The sequence below is a fragment of the Cupriavidus sp. BIS7 genome (assembly GCF_000292345.1).
Lineage (GTDB): Bacteria > Pseudomonadota > Gammaproteobacteria > Burkholderiales > Burkholderiaceae > Cupriavidus.
Window position 1 is genome coordinate 1 of sequence record NZ_ALOU01000034.1, and the last position, 18,368, is coordinate 18,368.

Genomic DNA, 18,368 nt, shown 5'->3' on the forward strand with positions numbered 1-18,368 from the left:
GCCGAGGATGGCTGCTTCGCAGTGTGGTTCAGCCGCTTCGAGATTGGAGAAATCGATCTGCGCGCATCATGATGCGCGCAGATCACGTGTCACCTATGTCTCCGAACACCCGTTACCCATGTCTCCGGTCTGTACACCACAAGTGGGAGAGGGGTGCGCATAGCACCTGTCGTCAGCCATTGCTGCGCGTCAGCCGCAGTCCGTTGAATACCACCAGCAGGCTCGCGCCCATATCGGCGAACACGGCCATCCACATCGTGCCCATGCCCATCACGGTCAGGGCCAGGAAAACGGCCTTGATACCGAGTGCAAGCGTGATGTTCTGCTTGAGGATCACCGACGTCCGGCGTGACAGGCGCACGAAAGCCGGAATCTTGCGCAGGTCGTCGTCCATCAGCGCCACGTCGGCAGTTTCAATCGCCGTATCCGTGCCGGCCGCACCCATTGCAAAGCCAATATCGGCCCTTGCCAGCGCCGGCGCATCGTTGATGCCGTCGCCAACCATGCCGACTCGCCCGCCGTGCGTGTGGGCCTGACCGGTCAGCGCAGCAATCGCGTCAGCCTTGTCCTGCGGCAACTGGTTGCCGCGTACTTCATCGATCCCCACCACCTCGCCGATGGCCTGTGCCGTGTGCGGGTTATCGCCCGAGAGCATCAGCGTCTTCACGCCAAGCTTGTGCAATTGCTCGATTGCCTGACGGCTGGTGTCGCGCACGGTGTCGGCCACGCCGAACAGCACCAGCGCGCGTGGCCCTGCAGTGTCCATGGCTGCGAGCATGACGATCGTCTTGCCTTGCCGCTCGATCGCTTCAAGCCGTGCTTCCAGCGCGGGCGAGCATGCACCGAGATCGTGGATCAGCCGATGATTGCCAAGGCAGTACGTCACGCCGTTGACCGTGCCGCGCACACCCTGCCCCGGCAGCGCCTCGAAATCATGCACCTCGAACCGGGCAAGGCCATCGGCATCGGCCGCGCGTGCCACGGCCAGCGAGACCGGGTGATCGGACCGCGCCGCCAGGCTTGCGGCAATTGCGCGTGCATCGGGCACGTCTTCGACGAGCAGCGCCATATCGGTCTGGGCGGGCTTTCCATGGGTCAGCGTGCCGGTCTTGTCGAGCGCCAGCCAGGCGAGTTGGCGCCCCTGTTCAAGATAGACGCCACCCTTGATCAGGATGCCGCGCCGGGCCGCCGCAGCCAGTCCGCTGACGATCGTCACCGGCGTCGAAATCACAAGCGCGCACGGACAGGCGATCACCAGCAGCACGAGTGCCTTGTAGATCCACGCGACCCAGGCGCCGCCCATAAGCAGCGGCGGCACCAAGGCCACCGCCAATGCGATTGCAAACACCACAGGCGTGTAGATGCGCGCGAACTGGTCGACAAAGCGCTGCGTGGGCGCACGGCTGCCCTGCGCCGCTTCCACGGCGTGGATGATGCGGGCCAGCGTGGAATCGTCGGCCGGTGCCGTAACGACATACTCCAGTTCGCCGGACTGATTGATCGAGCCGGCAAACAGGCTGTCGCCAATGGTCTTGTCGACCGGCACGCTTTCGCCGGTGATCGGGGCCTGATCGAGTGCCGATTGCCCCTTCACCACGCGGCCGTCAAGCGGCACGCGCTCTCCGGGCCGCAGCCGCACCGTGGCGCCAAGCGCCACCAGCCGCGCTTCCACCCCCAGCCAGCTACCGTCGGCCTGCCGCACGGTGGCCTGTTCCGGGGCCATCGCCATCAAGCCGCGCACCGCATTGCGCGCGCGGTCCAGTGACGCCGCTTCTATCCGTTCGGCCAGCGCGAACAGCACCATCACCATCGCCGCTTCGGGCCACTGGCCGATCAGCATTGCGCCAGTCACCGCAATGCTCATCAGCGCATTGATGTTCAGGTTGCCGTTGCGCACTGCGATCCAGCCCTTGCGATACACGCCGAGCCCGGCGAACAGCACCGTGGCCAGCGCCAGCGCCGCCGGCAGGTAAGGCGTTGCGACCTGGAACCATTCGGCCACCTCCGCGCCAATCGCGGTGACACCGGCCAGCGCCAGCGGCCACCACGGCTTGCCGGGCTCGGCGATGGCCGTTTTCGCCCCGGTATCCGAGAGCGGTTCGGCCTTCATGCCGAGCGAAGCGATGGCCTTGACCACCGGATCGAGCGAATCAAGCGTGTGGTGGACCGTCAGCACGCGCTGCATCAGGTTGAAATCAAGCGCCGCCACGCCAGCCATGCCGCCGATCTTGTTGCGGATCAGCGTTTCCTCGGTCGGGCAGTCCATTGCCTCGATGCGATACGCGGCGGAGCGTGCGCCGGCAGGCGCGGCCACGGGCTGGCTGACCGTGATCGTGGCGCCGCACGATGATCCGCAGCAGGCATGCGCCGGTTCCTGCGCATGCTCCTTGCCATGGTCATGGCCGTGGTCATGCCCGTGGCCGTGGTCGTGGTCGTGGTCGTGGTCGTGCGAATGATCGTGGTCGTGCCCGTGGCCGCGCGCGGCCGACGACGGCGGCAGGACGTTCTCAGGGGTAGTGCGAGCCATGTCAGGTCCCGTTGATTCTTGTTGTCTGCCATTGAAGACCCTTGAGTCGCTACAGGGTCAAGCACCGTCCACCGACGCCGGCGCCAGTGCCGCCGCCAGCCGTCAACCATGACACGAACGTAATGTTTACCTCGGCGACGACCGCTTATAATCGCCGCCCATGCGCCGTCTGCTGCTCGTTTTCCTCGCCATCCTGCTGCCGCTCCAGTTCGCCTGGGCCGGTGCGGCGGCGTATTGCTCGCACGAGAATGCGGGCTCCCCGCAGGCAAGCACCACGCACTTCGGCCATCACACGCACGAGCACAAGGCCGCCGATTCCGATAGTCATGCGGACGGCGCCAAGTCGGCCAGTTCCACCAAGCTGCCCGATGCCGACTGCAATGCCTGCCATTTCCCCGGTTCGCACGGCCTGTTTGGGGAAATACGCTTGACTGGCGGCCACCACTACTTCGTCACCGTGCGCTATCGGCCACGCGTCAGCGCATTCGGCTCGATCCCCGCTCCCGTTCCCGAACGCCCTCAGTGGCTCGGTCTCGCCTAGCCGGCGAGACACGGAATCCGTTTTTTCCAGGCCGGGCGCCGCTTGAGCGGTGCGCGCGCCGTCTCGCCGATTTTCTCCCGTACGTACCGGTGAATTTCGATGAGAAGCCTTCTATTGCCGCTGGGGCTTGCGGCCGCGTTCCTAAGCCCCGTCTGTATCCCCATTGCGTCCGCGCGGGACGCCCTGCCCCCGCTATCCACCCAGGAATCGACCCCGGAACCGTCCGGTACTTTGACGCTGGAAGCAGCGTTGGCATTGGCCACCGCACAAAACCCAACCCTTTCCGCCGCGCGCATCGAAGTGGATTCGACCGAAGGCGGCATCACACAGGCACGCGTGATCCCGAACCCCGAAGTCTCCGTGCAGATGGAAGACACACGGGCCGCCACACGCGCCACCACGGCACAGATGAATCTGCCCATCGAACTGGGCGGCAAGCGCAGTGCGCGCATCGGCGCGGCCGAGCGGGCGCGCGAGGTTGCCCAGGCACAACTGGGCACCACGCAAGCCGAACTGCGCGCCGGTGTGATTGGCGCGTTCTTTAATGTGCTGGTGGCGCAGGAGCGCGTACGGCTGGCGGTGGGATCGGTCGATATCGCCACGCGCGGCGCGAATGCCACCGCACGCCGCGTGGCAGCGGGCAAGATCTCGCCGGTTGAGGAAACCAAGGCGCAAGTTGAGCTAGCCAACGCGCAGATCGAACGCACCGAGGCCGAAGCGGCGCTCATTGCGGCACGGCAGTCGCTCTCGACGCTGTGGGGCAACCCGTCGCCCCGCTTCAGCGAAGCCGATGGCAATCTGGACGCCCTCCCCGCGCGCCCCGGGGCCGGGATGCTGCGCCAGTCGCTCGACACTGCGCCCGCGCTGCTGGCCAGCGCGCGCGAACTCGATCGCCGACAGGCCGAGATCAACGTCCAGCGCAGCCGCCAGTACCCCGATGTGACGCTGAGCGTCGGCGCCAAACGCGATAACGGTGCGCCCGAGCGCGGTACGTTCCCAGTGCTTGGCGTGGCCATCCCGCTGCCGCTGTTCGACCGCAACCAGGGGAATATCTACTCGGCCATCCGCCAGGCCGACAAGGCCGCCGACGAACTGCGCGCGGCACGGCTACGGCTGGATCACGACCTGCAGCAGGCCGCAAGCCAGCTTGAGGTTTCGCGGTCATCGGCAATGAGCCTGCGCGAAACGGTGTTGCCCGCCGCGGAACGCGCCTATCACGCCGCGTCACAGGGCTTTGAAGCCGGCAAGTTCAACTACCTCGAAGTCCTGGATGCGCAACGCACGCTGTTCCAGGCACGCATCCGCTACCTCGGTGTGGTCGCCAATAGCTGGCAGGCCGCCACCACGATCGACCGCATTCTTGGCCGCTGAGATGGGACCAGTCATGACATTGAATCGAAAACAGGGCATTGCCATTGCAGCCATCGTGATTGCCGGGCTGATTGCAGCGCTGGCGCTGCTGCTGACCGGCCGCGGGGACAACCACGCGCATGAAAACGGCGAAGCCGGGCAAGGCAAGGCCGCATCGGACGCCGCAGCCAGTGGAACCCAGCATGCCGATGAACCGCCCGGACTGATCGCGCTGACGCCCGAGCAGATCCGCAATGCCAACCTCGACATTCGCGCCGCCGGGCCCGGCCGCATCCGCAGCGGCGTGGAGTTTCCGGGCGAGATCAAGTTCAATGAGGATCGCACCGCGCACGTGGTGCCGCGCGTGGCCGGTGTCGTGGAATCGGTCTCAGCCAATCTCGGCCAGCGCGTGAAAAAGGGAGACCTGCTGGCCGTGTTCGCGAGCACCCAGTTGTCCGACCAGCGCAGCGAGCTACTGGCCGCGCAGCGGCGGCTGGAACTGGCACGCACAACTTACGCGCGTGAGAAAAAGCTCTGGGAAGACAAGGTATCCGCCGAGCAGGACTTCCTTGCCGCGCGCACCGCGCTGCAGGAAGCCGAGATTGCCGAGCGCAATGCCGCGCAGAAGCTGACGGCCATCGGTGCCGCACCCAGTGCCCGGGCGATCAACCAGTTCGAGTTGCGCGCGCCCTTCGACGGCATCATCGTCGAGAAGCACCTGGCACTTGGCGAAGCCGTAGCCGCCGAGGCCGCGGTGTTCACGATCTCCGATCTCACAACGGTCTGGGCCGAGTTCGTCATCGCGCCAAAGGATCTCGGGCACGTGAAGCTGGGCGAAGCGGTGCGCGTGGCATCTACGGCGTTTGACGGCAAGGCCGACGGCAAGGTCTCCTACGTGGGCGCCCTGCTGGGCCAGCAGACGCGTACGGCCACGGCGCGCGTCACGCTGTCCAACCCCGAAATGGCGTGGCGACCGGGGCTGTTTGTGACAGTCAGCGTGGCCACCGGCGATGCGGAGGCCGCAGTCGTCATCGAAGCCGACGCCGTGCAGACCGAAGACGGTAAGCAGCGGGTGTTCGTCGAAGCACCGGGAGGCTTCATCGCACGCGCCATCAAGACTGGCCGTACCGATGGCAGGCGCGTGGAAGTCGTCGATGGCCTTGCGTCGGGCGACCGCTACGTGGCCGCCAACAGTTTCGTGCTCAAGGCCGAACAAGGCAAGGGCAGCGCCGAGCACGCGCATTGAACGGAGAGCCATTCATGTTCGAACGTATTCTCCGATTCGCCATCGCTCAGCGCTGGCTTGTGATGCTGGCCGTGCTCGGCATGGCCGCGCTTGGCATCTACAACTACAGCCGCCTGCCGATCGATGCTGTGCCAGACATCACCAATGTCCAGGTGCAGATCAATACCTCGGCACCGGGCTACTCGCCGCTGGAAACCGAGCAGCGCGTCACGTACCCGCTGGAAACGGCAATGTCGGGCCTGCCGGGTCTGGAACAGACGCGGTCGCTGTCGCGCTATGGGCTGTCCCAGATCACGGTCATCTTCAAGGATGGCACCGACATCTACTTCGCGCGCCAGCTCGTCAACCAGCGCATCCAGGAGGCCAGCCAGCATCTTCCGGCCGGTGTTTCGCCGCAGATGGGGCCAATCTCCACCGGCCTTGGCGAAATCTACCTGTGGACCGTCGAGGCCGAGCCGGCTGCCCGCAAGCCCGATGGCACGCCATATACCGCCACCGATCTACGCGAAATCCAGGACTGGGTCATCAAGCCGCAGTTGCGTAACGTTCCCGGTGTCACCGAGATCAATTCGATCGGCGGCTTCGCCAAGGAGTACCTGGTGGCGCCAAGCCCGGAGAAGCTGGCATCGTACGGGCTGTCGCTGCAGGACGTGGTGCAGGCGCTGGAGCGCAACAACACCAACGTCGGGGCTGGTTATATCGAACGGCGCGGCGAGCAGTACCTCGTACGTGCGCCCGGACAGGTGAAGTCCATCGACGACATTCGCGATGTCATCGTCGGTACGGCGCAGGGCCAGCCGATCCGCATTCGCGATCTCGCGGACGTGGACCTTGGCCGCGAACTGCGCACCGGCGCTGCCACCGACAACGGGCGGGAAGTGGTGCTCGGTACCGTATTTATGCTGATCGGCGAGAACAGCCGCACGGTTTCGCGTGCCGTGGACGAGCGCATGGCAGTCATCAACAAGTCGCTGCCTGCTGGCGTGAAGGCCGTCACGGTCTACGACCGCACGGTACTGGTGGACAAGGCCATCGCCACGGTAAAGAAGAACCTGCTCGAAGGCGCCGTGCTGGTGATCGTCGTGCTGTTCCTGTTCCTCGGCAACCTCCGCGCGGCGCTGATCACGGCGATGGTGATTCCGCTGTCGATGCTGTTCACGTTCACCGGCATGGTGTCGTACAAGATCAGTGCGAACCTGATGAGCCTGGGGGCGCTCGACTTCGGCATCATCGTCGACGGCGCCGTCGTGATCGTCGAGAACTGCGTCCGCCGTCTTGCTCATGCGCGCGAGCGGCTTGGCAGGCCGTTGACGCGGGCAGAACGCTTCGAGGAAGTCTACGCGGCGGCGGCAGAGGCACGGCGGCCACTGGTGTACGGCCAGCTCATCATCATGATCGTCTACGTGCCGATCTTTGCGCTGACCGGGGTGGAAGGCAAGATGTTCCACCCGATGGCGATGACCGTGGTGCTGGCACTTGCGGGCGCGCTGTTGCTGTCCGTGACGTTCGTCCCGGCGGCCGTGGCGCTTTGCATCGGTGGCGGTGTCGAAGAGAAGGAAAACCGCATCATGGGCTGGGCCCGCCGCTGGTACGAGCCGGTGCTGACACGGGCACTGGCCAACACCCCGGTGGTCCTGACCGCCGCGTGCGTGGCGGTGCTGCTGAGCGGCCTGGTGGCGACACGGCTCGGCAGCGAGTTCATTCCAAACCTCAACGAAGGCGATTTCTCCGTACAGGCGCTGCGTATCCCCGGCACCAGCCTGACGCAGTCCGTGGCGATGCAGCAGCAGATCGAAACGCGCCTCAAGGCGACTTTCCCCGAGGTCGAGCGCATCTTTGCGCGCACCGGCACCGCGGAGATCGCATCCGACCCGATGCCTCCCAACATCTCGGATGGCTACATCATGCTGAAGCCGCGCGAGCAGTGGCCGGACCCGTCCCGCTCGCGGGAATCGCTGCGCACCGCGATCGAAGCAGAGCTGGAGAAGATTCCCGGCAACCGCTACGAGTTCTCGCAGCCGATCCAGCTACGCTTCAACGAGTTGATCTCGGGTGTGCGCAGCGACGTTGCGGTCAAGCTGTTTGGCGACGACAACGCCGTGCTAGACGCAACGGCCCAGCGCATCGCACAGGTCCTGCAGACCGTTTCCGGCGCCACCGAGGTCAAGGTCGAACAGACCACCGGCCTACCCGTGCTGACCGTGGAGGTGGACCGTTCCCGCGCGGCGCGCTATGGGCTGAACATGATCGATGTACAGGACACCGTTGCCATTGCCGTGGGCGGCCGCGACGCGGGCGTGTTCTACCAGGGTGACCGCCGCTTCAATATCGGCGTGCGTCTGCCCGAAGGCATCCGTGCCGACGTCGAAGCATTGCGTCGCCTGTCGATCCCGTTACCCAGGAACGCCGCAGCAGCCACGAGCTATATCCCGCTCGGCGAGGTTGCCACGCTCGACATCGCGCCCGGCCCGAACCAGATATCGCGCGAAAACGGCAAGCGCCGTATCGTCATCAGCGCCAATGTGCGGGGCCGTGATCTGGGCGGCTTCGTGCCGGAAGCGATGGCCGCGATCGATGCGCGCGTGAAGATTCCGACCGGTTACTGGATCTCGTGGGGCGGCACGTTCGAGCAACTGCAGTCGGCCACCGGGCGGCTGCAGGTGGTGGTGCCGGTGGCGCTGCTGCTGGTGTTCGTGCTGCTGTTCGCGATGTTCGGCAACGTTCGTGACGGCTTGATCGTCTTTACCGGCATTCCGTTCGCCCTGACCGGCGGCGTGCTGGCACTGTGGCTGCGTGGGATACCGCTATCGATATCGGCGGCGGTTGGCTTCATCGCGCTATCGGGCGTTGCGGTGCTCAACGGTCTTGTCATGCTGTCGTTTATCCGCAGCCTGCGCGAAGACGGACGCTCGCTCGACGATGCCGTATTCAACGGTGCGCTGACGCGTCTGCGGCCGGTGCTGATGACGGCGCTGGTGGCTTCGCTGGGGTTCCTGCCGATGGCGATTGCCACGGGTACCGGCGCGGAGGTGCAGCGGCCGCTGGCAACGGTGGTGATTGGCGGGATTCTGTCGTCGACCGCGCTGACGCTGCTGGTGTTGCCGGTGCTGTATCGGTGGGCTCACGGGCGGTCGGTTGCCCACTGACAGCCTGTCCTGGGTGGTTTCTCTCCCGCGCGTCGGGAGAGAAACCTGAAGAAACAAGCGGCGAGTGACAGCGGCCGAGCGTGTCACTCGCCGTTACTCGTCCTGCATCAATGCTCGCAGTTCACCATCCACGTCATGCCGAACTTGTCGACGAGCATCCCAAAACCCTCGGCCCAGAACGTCTTCTGATACGGCATGATTACCTGGCCACCCTCGGCCAGCGCGTTGAAGATCCGCTGGCCTTCGGCATTCGGCACATCGCCCACGGACATCATGAAACCCGAGAACGCCGGGGTCTGCCCTTCGCGGCCGTCCGAGGCCATGATCTGGCTGTCGCCAATCTGGATGTTTGCATGCATGACCTTGTCAGCCCACGCGGCTGACGGTTGCGGCTGGCCCTCCGGCGCCTCCTTGTAGCGCATCAGGAACGTGACTTTGGCGCCCATCACCTTGCCGTAGAACGCCATGGCCTCGTCAAACCGGCCGCCGAAATCGAGATACGGTTGCACCTGCATGTCGTCTCCTTGAGTGACGCGGGAGCGCTCCCCGCGAAACGACAATTATGCGCCTGCCCTACTGACAGACTTGTCAGGAAATTCGAGTTCGAACGCGGTCTGCCCGTCGACGCTCCGCACCGAGACGCTGCCGCCATGAAGCCGCATGATGGTATCCACGATGGCCAGTCCAAGGCCCGTCGACGATGCAGAATTGCGGCGCGACGGGTCGCCGCGATAGAAGCGGCCGAACAAGTGTGGCAGCGCTTCGGGCGCAATCGCGGGGCCGGCGTTGGTTACGCAGATGGCGGCATGCCCGGGCCTGGCACGCGACACTGCAACCCTGACCGTGCTGCCCGCTGGCGCATGACGCAGGGCATTGTCGAGCAGATTGATGACGGCGCGCCGCAGCAATGTCTGATCGGCGGTCACCGTGGCCATGCCAAAGACCGACAGTGTCAGGTCGCGGTCTGCCGCCACGGCATCGAAGTACTCCGCCACCTTGTCGAGTTCGGCACGCGCATCAAGCGGGCGCGCGCCAAGCGCCACCTGCGCATTGTCGGCACGGGCAAGAAAGAGCATGTTCTCGATCATGCGCGACAAGCGCTCGTATTCCTCGAGGTTCGATTCCAGCAGGGACTCGTACTCGGCAGGTGTACGGCGCTGGGCAAGCGTGACCTGTGTCTGGCCAACGAGGTTGCTGATCGGCGTGCGGAAGTCATGGGCCAGATCGGCGGAGAACGTGGACAGGCGCGTAAAGCTGTCCTGCAAGCGCGCCAGCATGCCATTCAGCTCGCCAGCCAGTTCGCGCAGTTCCGCCGGAACGCCGTCCGCATCGAGACGCGTGGCAAGGCGGCTTGTGGTCACGGCCGCCGCATCGCCAGCCATGCGCCGCAATGGACGCAAGCCGCGCCGCGCCAGCAGGAAGCCAAGCGCCCCCGCCACGATCGATCCGCACAGGACCGCGACGAGCAACCTGCCGTGGTACTCGCGCATCAACGCCACGCGGTACCCTGCGTCGCTCAGCACCACGATTTCCACGGCCTGATCTGTATTGCCGATCTGGCCGAGCGCCGCCATGCCCAGCGAAGGTACGCCGTTACGCGGAAGCCAGGTCTGCAGTTGTGACTTGTCGGGAGTGGTGCCAACCGGCAGCGCGTCCAGTTGCGGGATGGGTTCGTTGCGCGGATTGAGCGTGACCAGCGGCTCGCCCTTGCGCGTGCGCACGATGAGCATCAATCCCTCATGCCCCATGGCGATATCGGCAAACCGGTGCGTATCGGCGCGGATCTCCGCTTCGCTGCCCACTTCGCGCAGCAGGTGGCGCACCAGAAGGACTTCGCCGACAAGTTCGCCTTCATCGCGCGCCTGCAACTGGTTGCCGAGGGAACTGGACAGGTAGGCGGCCACGCCGACCAGCACGGCGGCCGTGGTCAGCCCGTATGCCAGCGCCAGACGCGTTGTCAGCGACGCCGGCAAGGTGGCGCGCAGCCTGGAAAGCAGCCGCATCACGCCTCGTCGAATTCGTCGAGCACGTAGCCCATGCCGCGCCGCGTGTGAATCAGCTTGTTCGGAAATGGATCGTCGACCTTCGCACGCAGCCGCCGGATCGAGACGTCCACCACGTTGGTATTGCTGTCGAAATTCATGTCCCAGACCTGCGAGGCAATCAGCGAGCGCGACAGTACTTCGCCGCGCCGCCGCGCCAGCAACTGCAGCAGCGCGAACTCCTTGGATGTCAGGTCGACCTTCTGCCCGGCGCGCGTGACGCGGCGGCGAATGGTGTCGATCTGCAGGTCAGCCACTTCGATGAACTCGCTTTCGCGCAGCGGGCCGCGCCGCAGGATCGTGCGGATGCGCGCCACCAGTTCGGCGAACGCGAAGGGCTTGACCATGTAGTCGTCGGCACCAAGCTCCAGGCCACGCAGGCGATCCGACAGTTCGTCGCGCGCAGTCAGGCACAGCACCGGCGTGTCCTTGTCACGTCGCAGTTCGCGCAGAATCTGCCAGCCATCCATGCCAGGCAGCATCACGTCGAGCACGATGAGGTCATAGTGCTGCTCGCGTGCAAGAGCCAGCCCATCCACGCCATCACGCGCCAGATCGGCCACGAAGCCAGATTCGGTAAGGCCCTTGAGCAGATAGTCGCCAGCCTTGGGTTCGTCTTCGACAATCAGAATGCGCATGCTGATCCACTTTCGGGCCAGATCCGCACCCGCTATTCGAATTTCATGACTGAAACCCAGACAGTAGCCGAGCTTCGCGCGAAATTACCGAACATTGCGCGAATGTCATCTTGATATCGCCGGCGCCGTGGGTGATGACAACCCGCGACGACGCTCCCAAGCCCGCCGATTCGATTAATCGACGCGGTAGAAGTCGATCGATTGCCCTGCGTTGACGGCGCGCTGCAGCCAGTCAGGGTACTCGCCGCTGCCGTCCCAGGTTTGCCCCAATGCATTGCGATACAGCACGCGCGGCGCCGCTTCTGCAGCCGGCGGCATGGTTGCGGGGCCGGCACCGTTGGTACCGGCGTGATCGCCGTGATCAGCAGCATCGGCCGCGTCAGCATGGTCCATGGCAAAACAGCCTGCTTCGACCAGATCTTCGAACGTCAGGCCATGGAGATCCATCTGCTCGCGGACCCATGCCACCGCGGCTTGTTTGGCTGCATCAAACTCGGACATGACTCATCGTGCGCGCCCGTCGTCATTTCGGACGGGCTGGAGAAAAAGGACTTGTGGAATGGCCCGTGCAGGACACCCCCGGGGCCAGTCCGCGATTCTACAGGGTGTTGGCCGCAGTTTCGTCGCAACGGGCTGAATTCATCGTCCAACCTCAAGCTTCCTGGCCGACTTGAAACAGATCGTCATGCCTGGATGACATTAATGTCATCCATGGGTCATGTTGGTGTCGGTGCCTGCTGCCTAGACTGCGTTCCAAGGTCGCCCGACGACCCAGGAGCTCTCTCCAGTAACCCTCTCTCCAGTAACCAATACCACGAAGGAATTCACAATGCGAACCATCAAGCAAGCCCTGCTCTATACCGCCCTCACCGCCACGCTTGCCGGCGCGGCAGGCCTGGCCAACGCGGCGCCGCGCGCCGCAGACCCCTATACCGACGGCGCCCGCGTCACCAATCGCGACGGCTATGTCGATCGAGTCGGCACGCGCGACCCGTACACCGACGGCGGCCACAGCATCCAGCAACCGCGCAGCCCGTACACCGACGGCGGTTTCAGCGCCACGGGCAAGCGCGACGTGTTCACCGACGGGGCCTGAATCCGGCCACGGCGCTACACGTGACGGCCATCACTCCCCGGCCGTCGCGAGCACAGTGAACTGCGCTGCGGGCACCGGCTTACCCAGCAGGTAGCCCTGCAGCGCATCACAGCCCAACCCTGCCAGAAACGACCGCTATGCGGTCGTTTCCACGCCTTCCGCCGCCACCTGCAGTTTCAGCGTGCACCCGAGCGCCACGATGGCGGACACAATGGCCGCATGCTCGCTGACTTCGGCAAGATCTCGCACAAAGCCACGCTCAATCTTCGCGGCGTCCGCACTGGTCGTCAGCCGTCACCGCCCGCAAACCACCGCCGTCCGACAAACGCCTACACCGCTATCAGCGCGCGCCCGAATGGCTGGCCCCCTGCGTCCGCCTATGCTGGATGCGTGATGAAGCTTTCCACATCCCGGGCGGCGGGCAGGGCCGCTCAGGTTAGTGCGGCATGCCTTGTAGATGGGACGGGCATGCCGCCGCGCGCCGCACCATGCGCATCGTCAGCCGTGGCTTTGAGACTGGCCGTGCCGCAAGGTGAGGTGCGCGGGAATCCCGCCATCATCTGGCCCTGGAGCACACGTGCCCCGGGGCTTTTTCGTTCTGGAACCGCCGCCCCACCGCTTGCATCGCCGCCATGACTTCCTAGACTCAGTCTGGCGTCCCCAGGATGGCGCAACCCACGCAGCAGGGCGCCGCGTGGCCTTGCCGCCTCAGGAGACCATCACTTCAGGAGCCGACATGTGTAGATGGCTGGCCTACTCGGGCAATCCAATTCAGATGGAAACGTTGCTGTTTCGCGCGCAGCATTCGTTGATCGACCAGAGTCTGCATTCGCGGCTCGGGCACACCACGACCAATGGCGACGGCTTCGGCATTGGCTGGTATGGTCCCGCAGCCGAGCCACCGTTCCGCTACCGGTGTGTGCATCCCGCATGGAATGACGCCAACCTGCGCGAAGCGGCGCGGGCCATTCGCTCGCCGCTGTTCATGGCGCATATTCGTGCAGCCACGGAAACGCCGGCGCAGGAGACCAACTGCCACCCATTCCGTCACGGACGATGGCTGTTTGCCCACAACGGCCTGATACGTGAATTCCAGACCGTGAAGCGCGAGCTGATCCTCGCCATCGACCCGGAACTGTTCCGCATGATCGAAGGCTCCACGGATTCGGAAATCATGTTTCTGCTGGCGCTGACGTTCGGGCTTGAACAGGAGCCGCGTCAGGCGCTGGAGCGCATGGTGGGACTGATCGAAGAAGTGGGCCGTCGCCACGGCGTGGAATACCCGCTGAACATGACCGTCTGCGCCACCGACGGGCAGCAGATCGTGGCCGCGCGCTACTCGAGCGAGCACGATTCGCGATCGCTGTTTCACAGCGCGTCGTTCCACCACCTGCACCAGCTCTATCCGGAGAACTCACGCATCAAGGAGGTCGGGGAGCATGGCTTCCTCGTGCTGTCCGAGCCGCTCGTCGATCTTCCCGGCGCGTGGATCGAGGTGCCGGAAAGCAGCTTCATCCATGCGCGCGAAGGCGTGGTGGAACTGCAGCCGTTCGCGCCAGGCACATCGGCCTAGCCGCACCGTATTCTGTCAGCACAAATGTGCACACGAAGGCGGCGCAAAAACAAAAACGGACGGTGCCATGGGCAACCGTCCGTTCCTGTCTGATGCGTTGGTAGGCTCGATTGGACTCGAACCAACGACCCCCACCATGTCAAGGTGGTGCTCTAACCAGCTGAGCTACGAGCCTGTTGAAGGGAGCGGATTCTATAGATTGCCTTTGTGCAACGCAAGCTTTTCTTTGCACTTTCTTTTCGCCGCGCCCGGTTCACGAATCGGCACACGCGGGAGCACTCGCTTGTGACGCATGAACCATCCCTGCAAGCCGCTCAGATATATCGTATAGTTCCGATACAAATTTTCACATTCAGCGATATTGATTTCGCGAAGTCACGATCCAGATATGAGGCATCAACCATCCGATCCCCCGGCAATGGACATCGACATCGACGCCATCCACAAGGCTTTGGCGAACCCCGTGCGGCGCAGCATCCTGACCTGGCTCAAGACGCCGGAGCAGTGCTTCCCCGAGCAGGAGTATTCGCTCGACATCGGTGTCTGCGCCGGCCAGATCGATGCGCGCTCGGGTCTGTCGCAATCGACTGTCTCGGCACACCTGGCAACGTTGCAGCGCGCTGGCCTGGTGACCTCCAGGCGGGTGGGCCAATGGAATTTCTTCAAGCGCGACGAAGCCGTCATCCAGGCGTTTCTTGACCACATGAAGTCCGACCTCTGACGTCAGCGCCGTACCAGTGGTGCAGAGCAATGGCACCCGAAACACGCACCGGAACCGGTGCACCCAGTCTCTCGACCCTCTCGATACCGAAACCAAAACCTGACTCTCATGCCTACTCTCTTCGATCCGATCCGCATTGGCGACCTTGAACTTCCGAACCGCGTCATCATGGCGCCGCTGACCCGTTCGCGGGCCGTGGGCGGCGGCCGGGTGCCGAACGCGCTGATGGCCCAGTACTACGTGCAGCGCGCGTCCGCAGGCCTGATCCTCAGCGAAGCCACCGCCGTATCCCCGCAGGGTGTGGGCTATGCCGACACGCCGGGCATCTGGTCCGACGAACAGGTTGCTGGCTGGAAGGCCGTGACCACAGCGGTGCACGCCGCGGGCGGCCGCATCTTCCTGCAGTTGTGGCATGTGGGCCGCATCTCCGACCCGGTCTTCCTTGATGGCGAGCTTCCGGTGGCGCCCAGTGCAATCGCGGCCGGCGGCCATGTCAGCCTGGTTCGCCCGAAGCGCCCGTTTGTCACGCCGCGCGCGCTCGATACCGATGAGATTCCCGGCATCGTCGCCGCTTACCGCCGTGGCGCCGAGAACGCCAAGGCAGCCGGTTTCGATGGCGTGGAAGTCCACGGCGCCAACGGGTATCTGCTGGACCAGTTCCTGCAGGACAGTACCAACAAGCGCACCGACGCCTACGGCGGTTCCATCGAGAATCGCGCCCGTCTGCTGCTGGAAGTGACAGACGCCTGCATCGCGGTCTGGGGCGCATCTCGCGTCGGCGTGCATCTGGCGCCGCGCGGCGATGCACACACGATGGGCGACTCCGACCCGATCGCGACGTTCGGGTATGTTGCGCGCGAACTCGGCAAGCGTGGCATTGCCTTTATCTGCGCGCGTGAAGCGCTGGGCGACAACCGCCTGGGGCCTGAACTCAAGAAGGCGTTCGGCGGCACCTATATCGCCAACGAAAAGATGACCAAGGCAACCGCCGAGCACGTGCTGGAAGCCGGCGAAGCAGATGCCGTGGCATTCGGGCAGCTTTTCATTGCGAACCCCGACCTGCCGCGACGCCTGCTGCTGGACGCGCCGCTCAACACGCCGCAACCGGACACCTATTACCACCCGGGTGCGGAAGGCTACGTCGACTACCCTGCCCTCGCCTGAGTGAAAGGTAGCCAGCCGCGAACCCCCTGTCTTTTCCTCCGCCTGCCGTGCGCGGGGGTTCGCAGCCAGGCCAAACGACCTCAGGCGAACTTTTCCTTCAGGAACGCCACCATGTAGGGCGTGGCGGCCGCCGCAACGGTGGCCGCCATTCCGGGGTCCAGCCCCATTTTCTCGGCGAGCGATTCGGCTACACGGCCGGTCAGGACGCCTTCGCCGCCTTCGGTCAGCGACTTGACGAAGCCATCGCCACGGACCAGGCCCGCTGCAAACGCCGCGAAAAAGCTCTTGCCCGCGTGGTCGCCCAGCAGGCCCGAACTCGAACTCTGCTCTTCGACGTGGGCATGCGCCGTCTCCGCGACCTGCCCGAGCATCTGCTGGGCATCGTCCGCATTGATGCCCTGATCCGCCAGCGCCTGGGCCGCCTGGCCGCCATGCTCGGAAGCCAGGAATTCAGAAACAAGTTGCTGCATTTCCATGGAACGCTCTCCTTCGGAAGTCCGGCTCGAAGTGTTGAACCGGGATTGGGGGTGGTATCAGCATAGTGTGCGATCCACATGCGCAGAAGGGCCACCGAAGGCGCACAGAAGGCGCGCAGAAGGCTCCACGCTGCCGTCGGGCTGGTTGATCGAAGCGGCTGAAACTGGAGTACAGTTCCTCACAGATTCCGGCCCGGCGACCAAAGGGGGCATCATGAGCGAAGACAAGGTTGTCACCGTCACCGTACAGGACAACGGGCCTTACCGTATCAAGGGCCCCGTCACGATCCTGACCCCGGCAGGCGTGCCTTTCACCTTCGAAGGCGACCAGGTGTGGCTGTGCCGCTGCGGTCAATCGGAGAACAAGCCGTTCTGCGATGGCACGCACAAGCGCGTGGGCTTTTCCAGCACGCCGCAGCCCATGCCCTAAGGCGCAGCATCGCCAGTCAGATGGGCCCTGGCAGCGTCTTCAGGCCAATCCAGAGCACGCAGATGATGACGTTGACCGGCACGCTGAGCACGCCGGGAACGTAGAACAGCGCCGAGAGTGCTGGCGCGCTCATTATCAGTTCGACCGTGCCCCCGAGTACGGAGCAAAGCACCCCGCACCAGAACCAGCGCCGCAGGTAGGTCAACAGCCAGTGCGCATGCGCCTTGTTGAAGCGCCAGGCCGCGGACCGCTCGCGCAGGTCGCCCCGGCTGGCGTCCTTGAATAGCCAGTCGAAAAAGAAGTAGCGGTACAGCAGGGTGCGAAAGGCAAGCTCTTGCATGATGGCCCGATCGCTTTCTCCTCCGGTTTTCAGGCCGGGTGGCCCGGTGTCAGTTCGCCCCCGGCCCACGCCGCCGTGACCTCGGCGACGAGGGCCGCCGGGCGGCGCTGGTAGCGCGACGAGAAATGGAACGGCGTGACGGCCCTGGCGCCAATGCTGCGCGCGATTCGGCCTGCCTGTTCGGCGGTCAGGTGGTTCTTGCGCTGCGCGTGCGCCCGGTCGCTGTCCAGAAAGACGCTTTCGATAAAGAGCTGGTCCACCCCACCCATCAGTTGCGATAACGCTCGCACGTTCTCATCGGTATAGCGCAAATCGGTCACGTAGCCGATGCGCTGCCCCGATACGACATCGAGGATCATCCGGCTCAGTTCGCCGATCTGGCGTGTGGCCGCGTGATCGCCCTGCCTGTCGCGCCACTGCACAAGAATAGGCGCATCCAGCGCGGCACCGCTCAGGACCGCGTGCTTGAGATCCCGCAGCCAGGCGCCCGTCGTCAGGCCGGACTCGATCAGCCGGTCCTTGTTGATGACGAGGCGGGCCTTCTCTTCCACCACATAGGCCAGGCATGGCGTGCCGTGATCGACGAAGCAGGCGCGCACACGGAAGCTCGGCTCGTCGTGCACGGTGTCGTCAGTGCCGCCGGTCCCAGCCGTCGTGGATGCTTCCTCCCTTGCAAAGCCGTGCCGGCTCGAAAAGCACGCGTGCCGCCGCGCGCCGTCCAGCCCCAGTTCGATCGCTTCGACCACGATTTCCATCGCATAGCGCTGCACGACGTTCCACGTATAGGCACGCAGCTTGTGCTCGACCTGCGCCACAAATGCCGGCCCGCCGTACAGCACGATGCGCGATTTGCGCCCCAGCAGCACACGCAGCAGGTGATCGAAGCCGGAGAAATGGTCCATATGCGCGTGCGTGACAAACACATGCGACAGGCGCATCAGTTCGCGCGGCATCAGCCTTGTGATATCGCCGAGATCGAACAGCAGCGCCCGCCGTTCGTCCAGGAAATCCACGAACAGCCCCGGATCGCCGAAGGCATCATTGACCAGGCGGGGTTCCAGCAATGTGCGCATGATCG

At 64.6% G+C, this 18,368-nt stretch carries 17 protein-coding genes, 1 tRNA gene and 1 pseudogene; 9 read left to right on the forward strand and 10 right to left on the reverse strand.

What is annotated here, in order from left to right; translation table 11 throughout:
* Positions 1-172: 172 nt before the first annotated feature.
* The gene (locus tag B552_RS0112340; RefSeq protein ID WP_019449331.1) at positions 173-2,527 is read right to left on the reverse strand and encodes a heavy metal translocating P-type ATPase; all 2,355 of its coding nucleotides are present in this window, start codon (positions 2,525-2,527) and stop codon (positions 173-175) included.
* A gap of 160 nt (positions 2,528-2,687) precedes the next feature.
* On the opposite strand from B552_RS0112340, the gene czcI reads away from it, so the two are divergent.
* From czcI to B552_RS0112360, 4 genes are all read left to right on the forward strand, one after another.
* Positions 2,688-3,068 (forward strand): cation efflux protein, CzcI family, encoded by a 381-nt coding sequence (gene czcI / locus B552_RS0112345; protein WP_019449332.1) that lies wholly within the window; start codon positions 2,688-2,690, stop codon positions 3,066-3,068.
* A 99-nt stretch (positions 3,069-3,167) separates the two neighbouring features.
* Complete coding sequence (locus tag B552_RS0112350; protein ID WP_026035593.1) at positions 3,168-4,439, forward strand: TolC family protein; 1,272 nt, start codon at positions 3,168-3,170, stop codon at positions 4,437-4,439.
* Between the two features lie 13 nt (positions 4,440-4,452).
* Positions 4,453-5,664 (forward strand): efflux RND transporter periplasmic adaptor subunit, encoded by a 1,212-nt coding sequence (locus B552_RS0112355; RefSeq protein WP_019449334.1) that lies wholly within the window; start codon positions 4,453-4,455, stop codon positions 5,662-5,664.
* Positions 5,665-5,678: 14 nt separating this feature from the next.
* Positions 5,679-8,810 (forward strand): CusA/CzcA family heavy metal efflux RND transporter, encoded by a 3,132-nt coding sequence (locus B552_RS0112360; protein WP_019449335.1) that lies wholly within the window; start codon positions 5,679-5,681, stop codon positions 8,808-8,810.
* A 107-nt stretch (positions 8,811-8,917) separates the two neighbouring features.
* Here the strand turns inward: B552_RS0112360 and B552_RS0112365 are convergent, their stop codons facing one another.
* The 4 genes from B552_RS0112365 to B552_RS0112380 all read right to left on the reverse strand — a co-directional run bounded on the left by B552_RS0112365 (position 8,918) and on the right by B552_RS0112380 (position 11,991).
* Positions 8,918-9,325: a VOC family protein gene (locus tag B552_RS0112365; protein ID WP_019449336.1), complete on the reverse strand. Its 408-nt coding sequence runs from the start codon at positions 9,323-9,325 to the stop codon at positions 8,918-8,920.
* A 45-nt stretch (positions 9,326-9,370) separates the two neighbouring features.
* On the reverse strand, positions 9,371-10,813 hold the full coding sequence (locus B552_RS0112370) for a heavy metal sensor histidine kinase (protein WP_019449337.1): 1,443 nt from the start codon (positions 10,811-10,813) through the stop codon (positions 9,371-9,373).
* Positions 10,813-11,490, reverse strand: a complete 678-nt coding sequence (locus tag B552_RS0112375; protein ID WP_019449338.1) for a heavy metal response regulator transcription factor — start codon at positions 11,488-11,490, stop codon at positions 10,813-10,815. Before B552_RS0112375 ends, B552_RS0112370 begins: the two co-directional genes overlap by 1 nt.
* A 174-nt stretch (positions 11,491-11,664) precedes the next feature.
* On the reverse strand, positions 11,665-11,991 hold the full coding sequence (locus B552_RS0112380; RefSeq protein ID WP_019449339.1) for an H-NS family nucleoid-associated regulatory protein: 327 nt from the start codon (positions 11,989-11,991) through the stop codon (positions 11,665-11,667).
* A gap of 328 nt (positions 11,992-12,319) precedes the next feature.
* Here B552_RS0112380 and B552_RS0112385 point away from each other — a divergent pair, with 328 nt between their 5' ends.
* Entirely contained in the window at positions 12,320-12,586 is a 267-nt protein-coding gene (locus B552_RS0112385) for a hypothetical protein (protein ID WP_019449340.1), read from the forward strand.
* 30 nt (positions 12,587-12,616) lie between these two features.
* Here B552_RS0112385 and B552_RS28425 read toward each other — a convergent pair.
* Positions 12,617-12,853 (reverse strand): annotated as a pseudogene (locus tag B552_RS28425) (EAL domain-containing protein); the annotation flags it as partial.
* A 469-nt stretch (positions 12,854-13,322) separates the two neighbouring features.
* Here B552_RS28425 and B552_RS0112400 point away from each other — a divergent pair.
* Positions 13,323-14,159 carry a class II glutamine amidotransferase gene (locus B552_RS0112400; RefSeq protein WP_019449342.1) on the forward strand — a complete coding sequence of 279 codons (837 nt, stop codon included), beginning with the start codon at positions 13,323-13,325 and terminating at the stop codon, positions 14,157-14,159.
* A gap of 98 nt (positions 14,160-14,257) precedes the next feature.
* Here B552_RS0112400 and B552_RS0112405 read toward each other — a convergent pair.
* Positions 14,258-14,334: transfer RNA gene (locus tag B552_RS0112405), tRNA-Val, on the reverse strand.
* A gap of 243 nt (positions 14,335-14,577) precedes the next feature.
* Between B552_RS0112405 and B552_RS0112410 the strand changes: the two genes are divergently transcribed.
* Positions 14,578-14,880 carry a metalloregulator ArsR/SmtB family transcription factor gene (locus B552_RS0112410; protein WP_019449343.1) on the forward strand — a complete coding sequence of 101 codons (303 nt, stop codon included), beginning with the start codon at positions 14,578-14,580 and terminating at the stop codon, positions 14,878-14,880.
* A 108-nt stretch (positions 14,881-14,988) separates the two neighbouring features.
* Positions 14,989-16,044: an alkene reductase gene (locus B552_RS0112415; RefSeq protein ID WP_019449344.1), complete on the forward strand. Its 1,056-nt coding sequence runs from the start codon at positions 14,989-14,991 to the stop codon at positions 16,042-16,044.
* Positions 16,045-16,124: 80 nt separating this feature from the next.
* Here B552_RS0112415 and B552_RS0112420 read toward each other — a convergent pair whose 3' ends face one another.
* Positions 16,125-16,520, reverse strand: coding sequence for a hypothetical protein (locus B552_RS0112420; protein ID WP_019449345.1), 396 nt, complete (start codon positions 16,518-16,520; stop codon positions 16,125-16,127).
* Positions 16,521-16,734: 214 nt separating this feature from the next.
* On the opposite strand from B552_RS0112420, the gene B552_RS0112425 reads away from it, so the two are divergent.
* The gene (locus B552_RS0112425) at positions 16,735-16,950 is read left to right on the forward strand and encodes a CDGSH iron-sulfur domain-containing protein (protein WP_019449346.1); all 216 of its coding nucleotides are present in this window, start codon (positions 16,735-16,737) and stop codon (positions 16,948-16,950) included.
* A gap of 16 nt (positions 16,951-16,966) precedes the next feature.
* Here the strand turns inward: B552_RS0112425 and B552_RS0112430 are convergent, their stop codons facing one another.
* Positions 16,967-17,290, reverse strand: coding sequence for a hypothetical protein (locus B552_RS0112430; RefSeq protein WP_019449347.1), 324 nt, complete (start codon positions 17,288-17,290; stop codon positions 16,967-16,969).
* 29 nt (positions 17,291-17,319) lie between these two features.
* Positions 17,320-18,363, reverse strand: a complete 1,044-nt coding sequence (locus tag B552_RS0112435) for an MBL fold metallo-hydrolase (RefSeq protein WP_019449348.1) — start codon at positions 18,361-18,363, stop codon at positions 17,320-17,322.
* Positions 18,364-18,368: the final 5 nt, after the last annotated feature.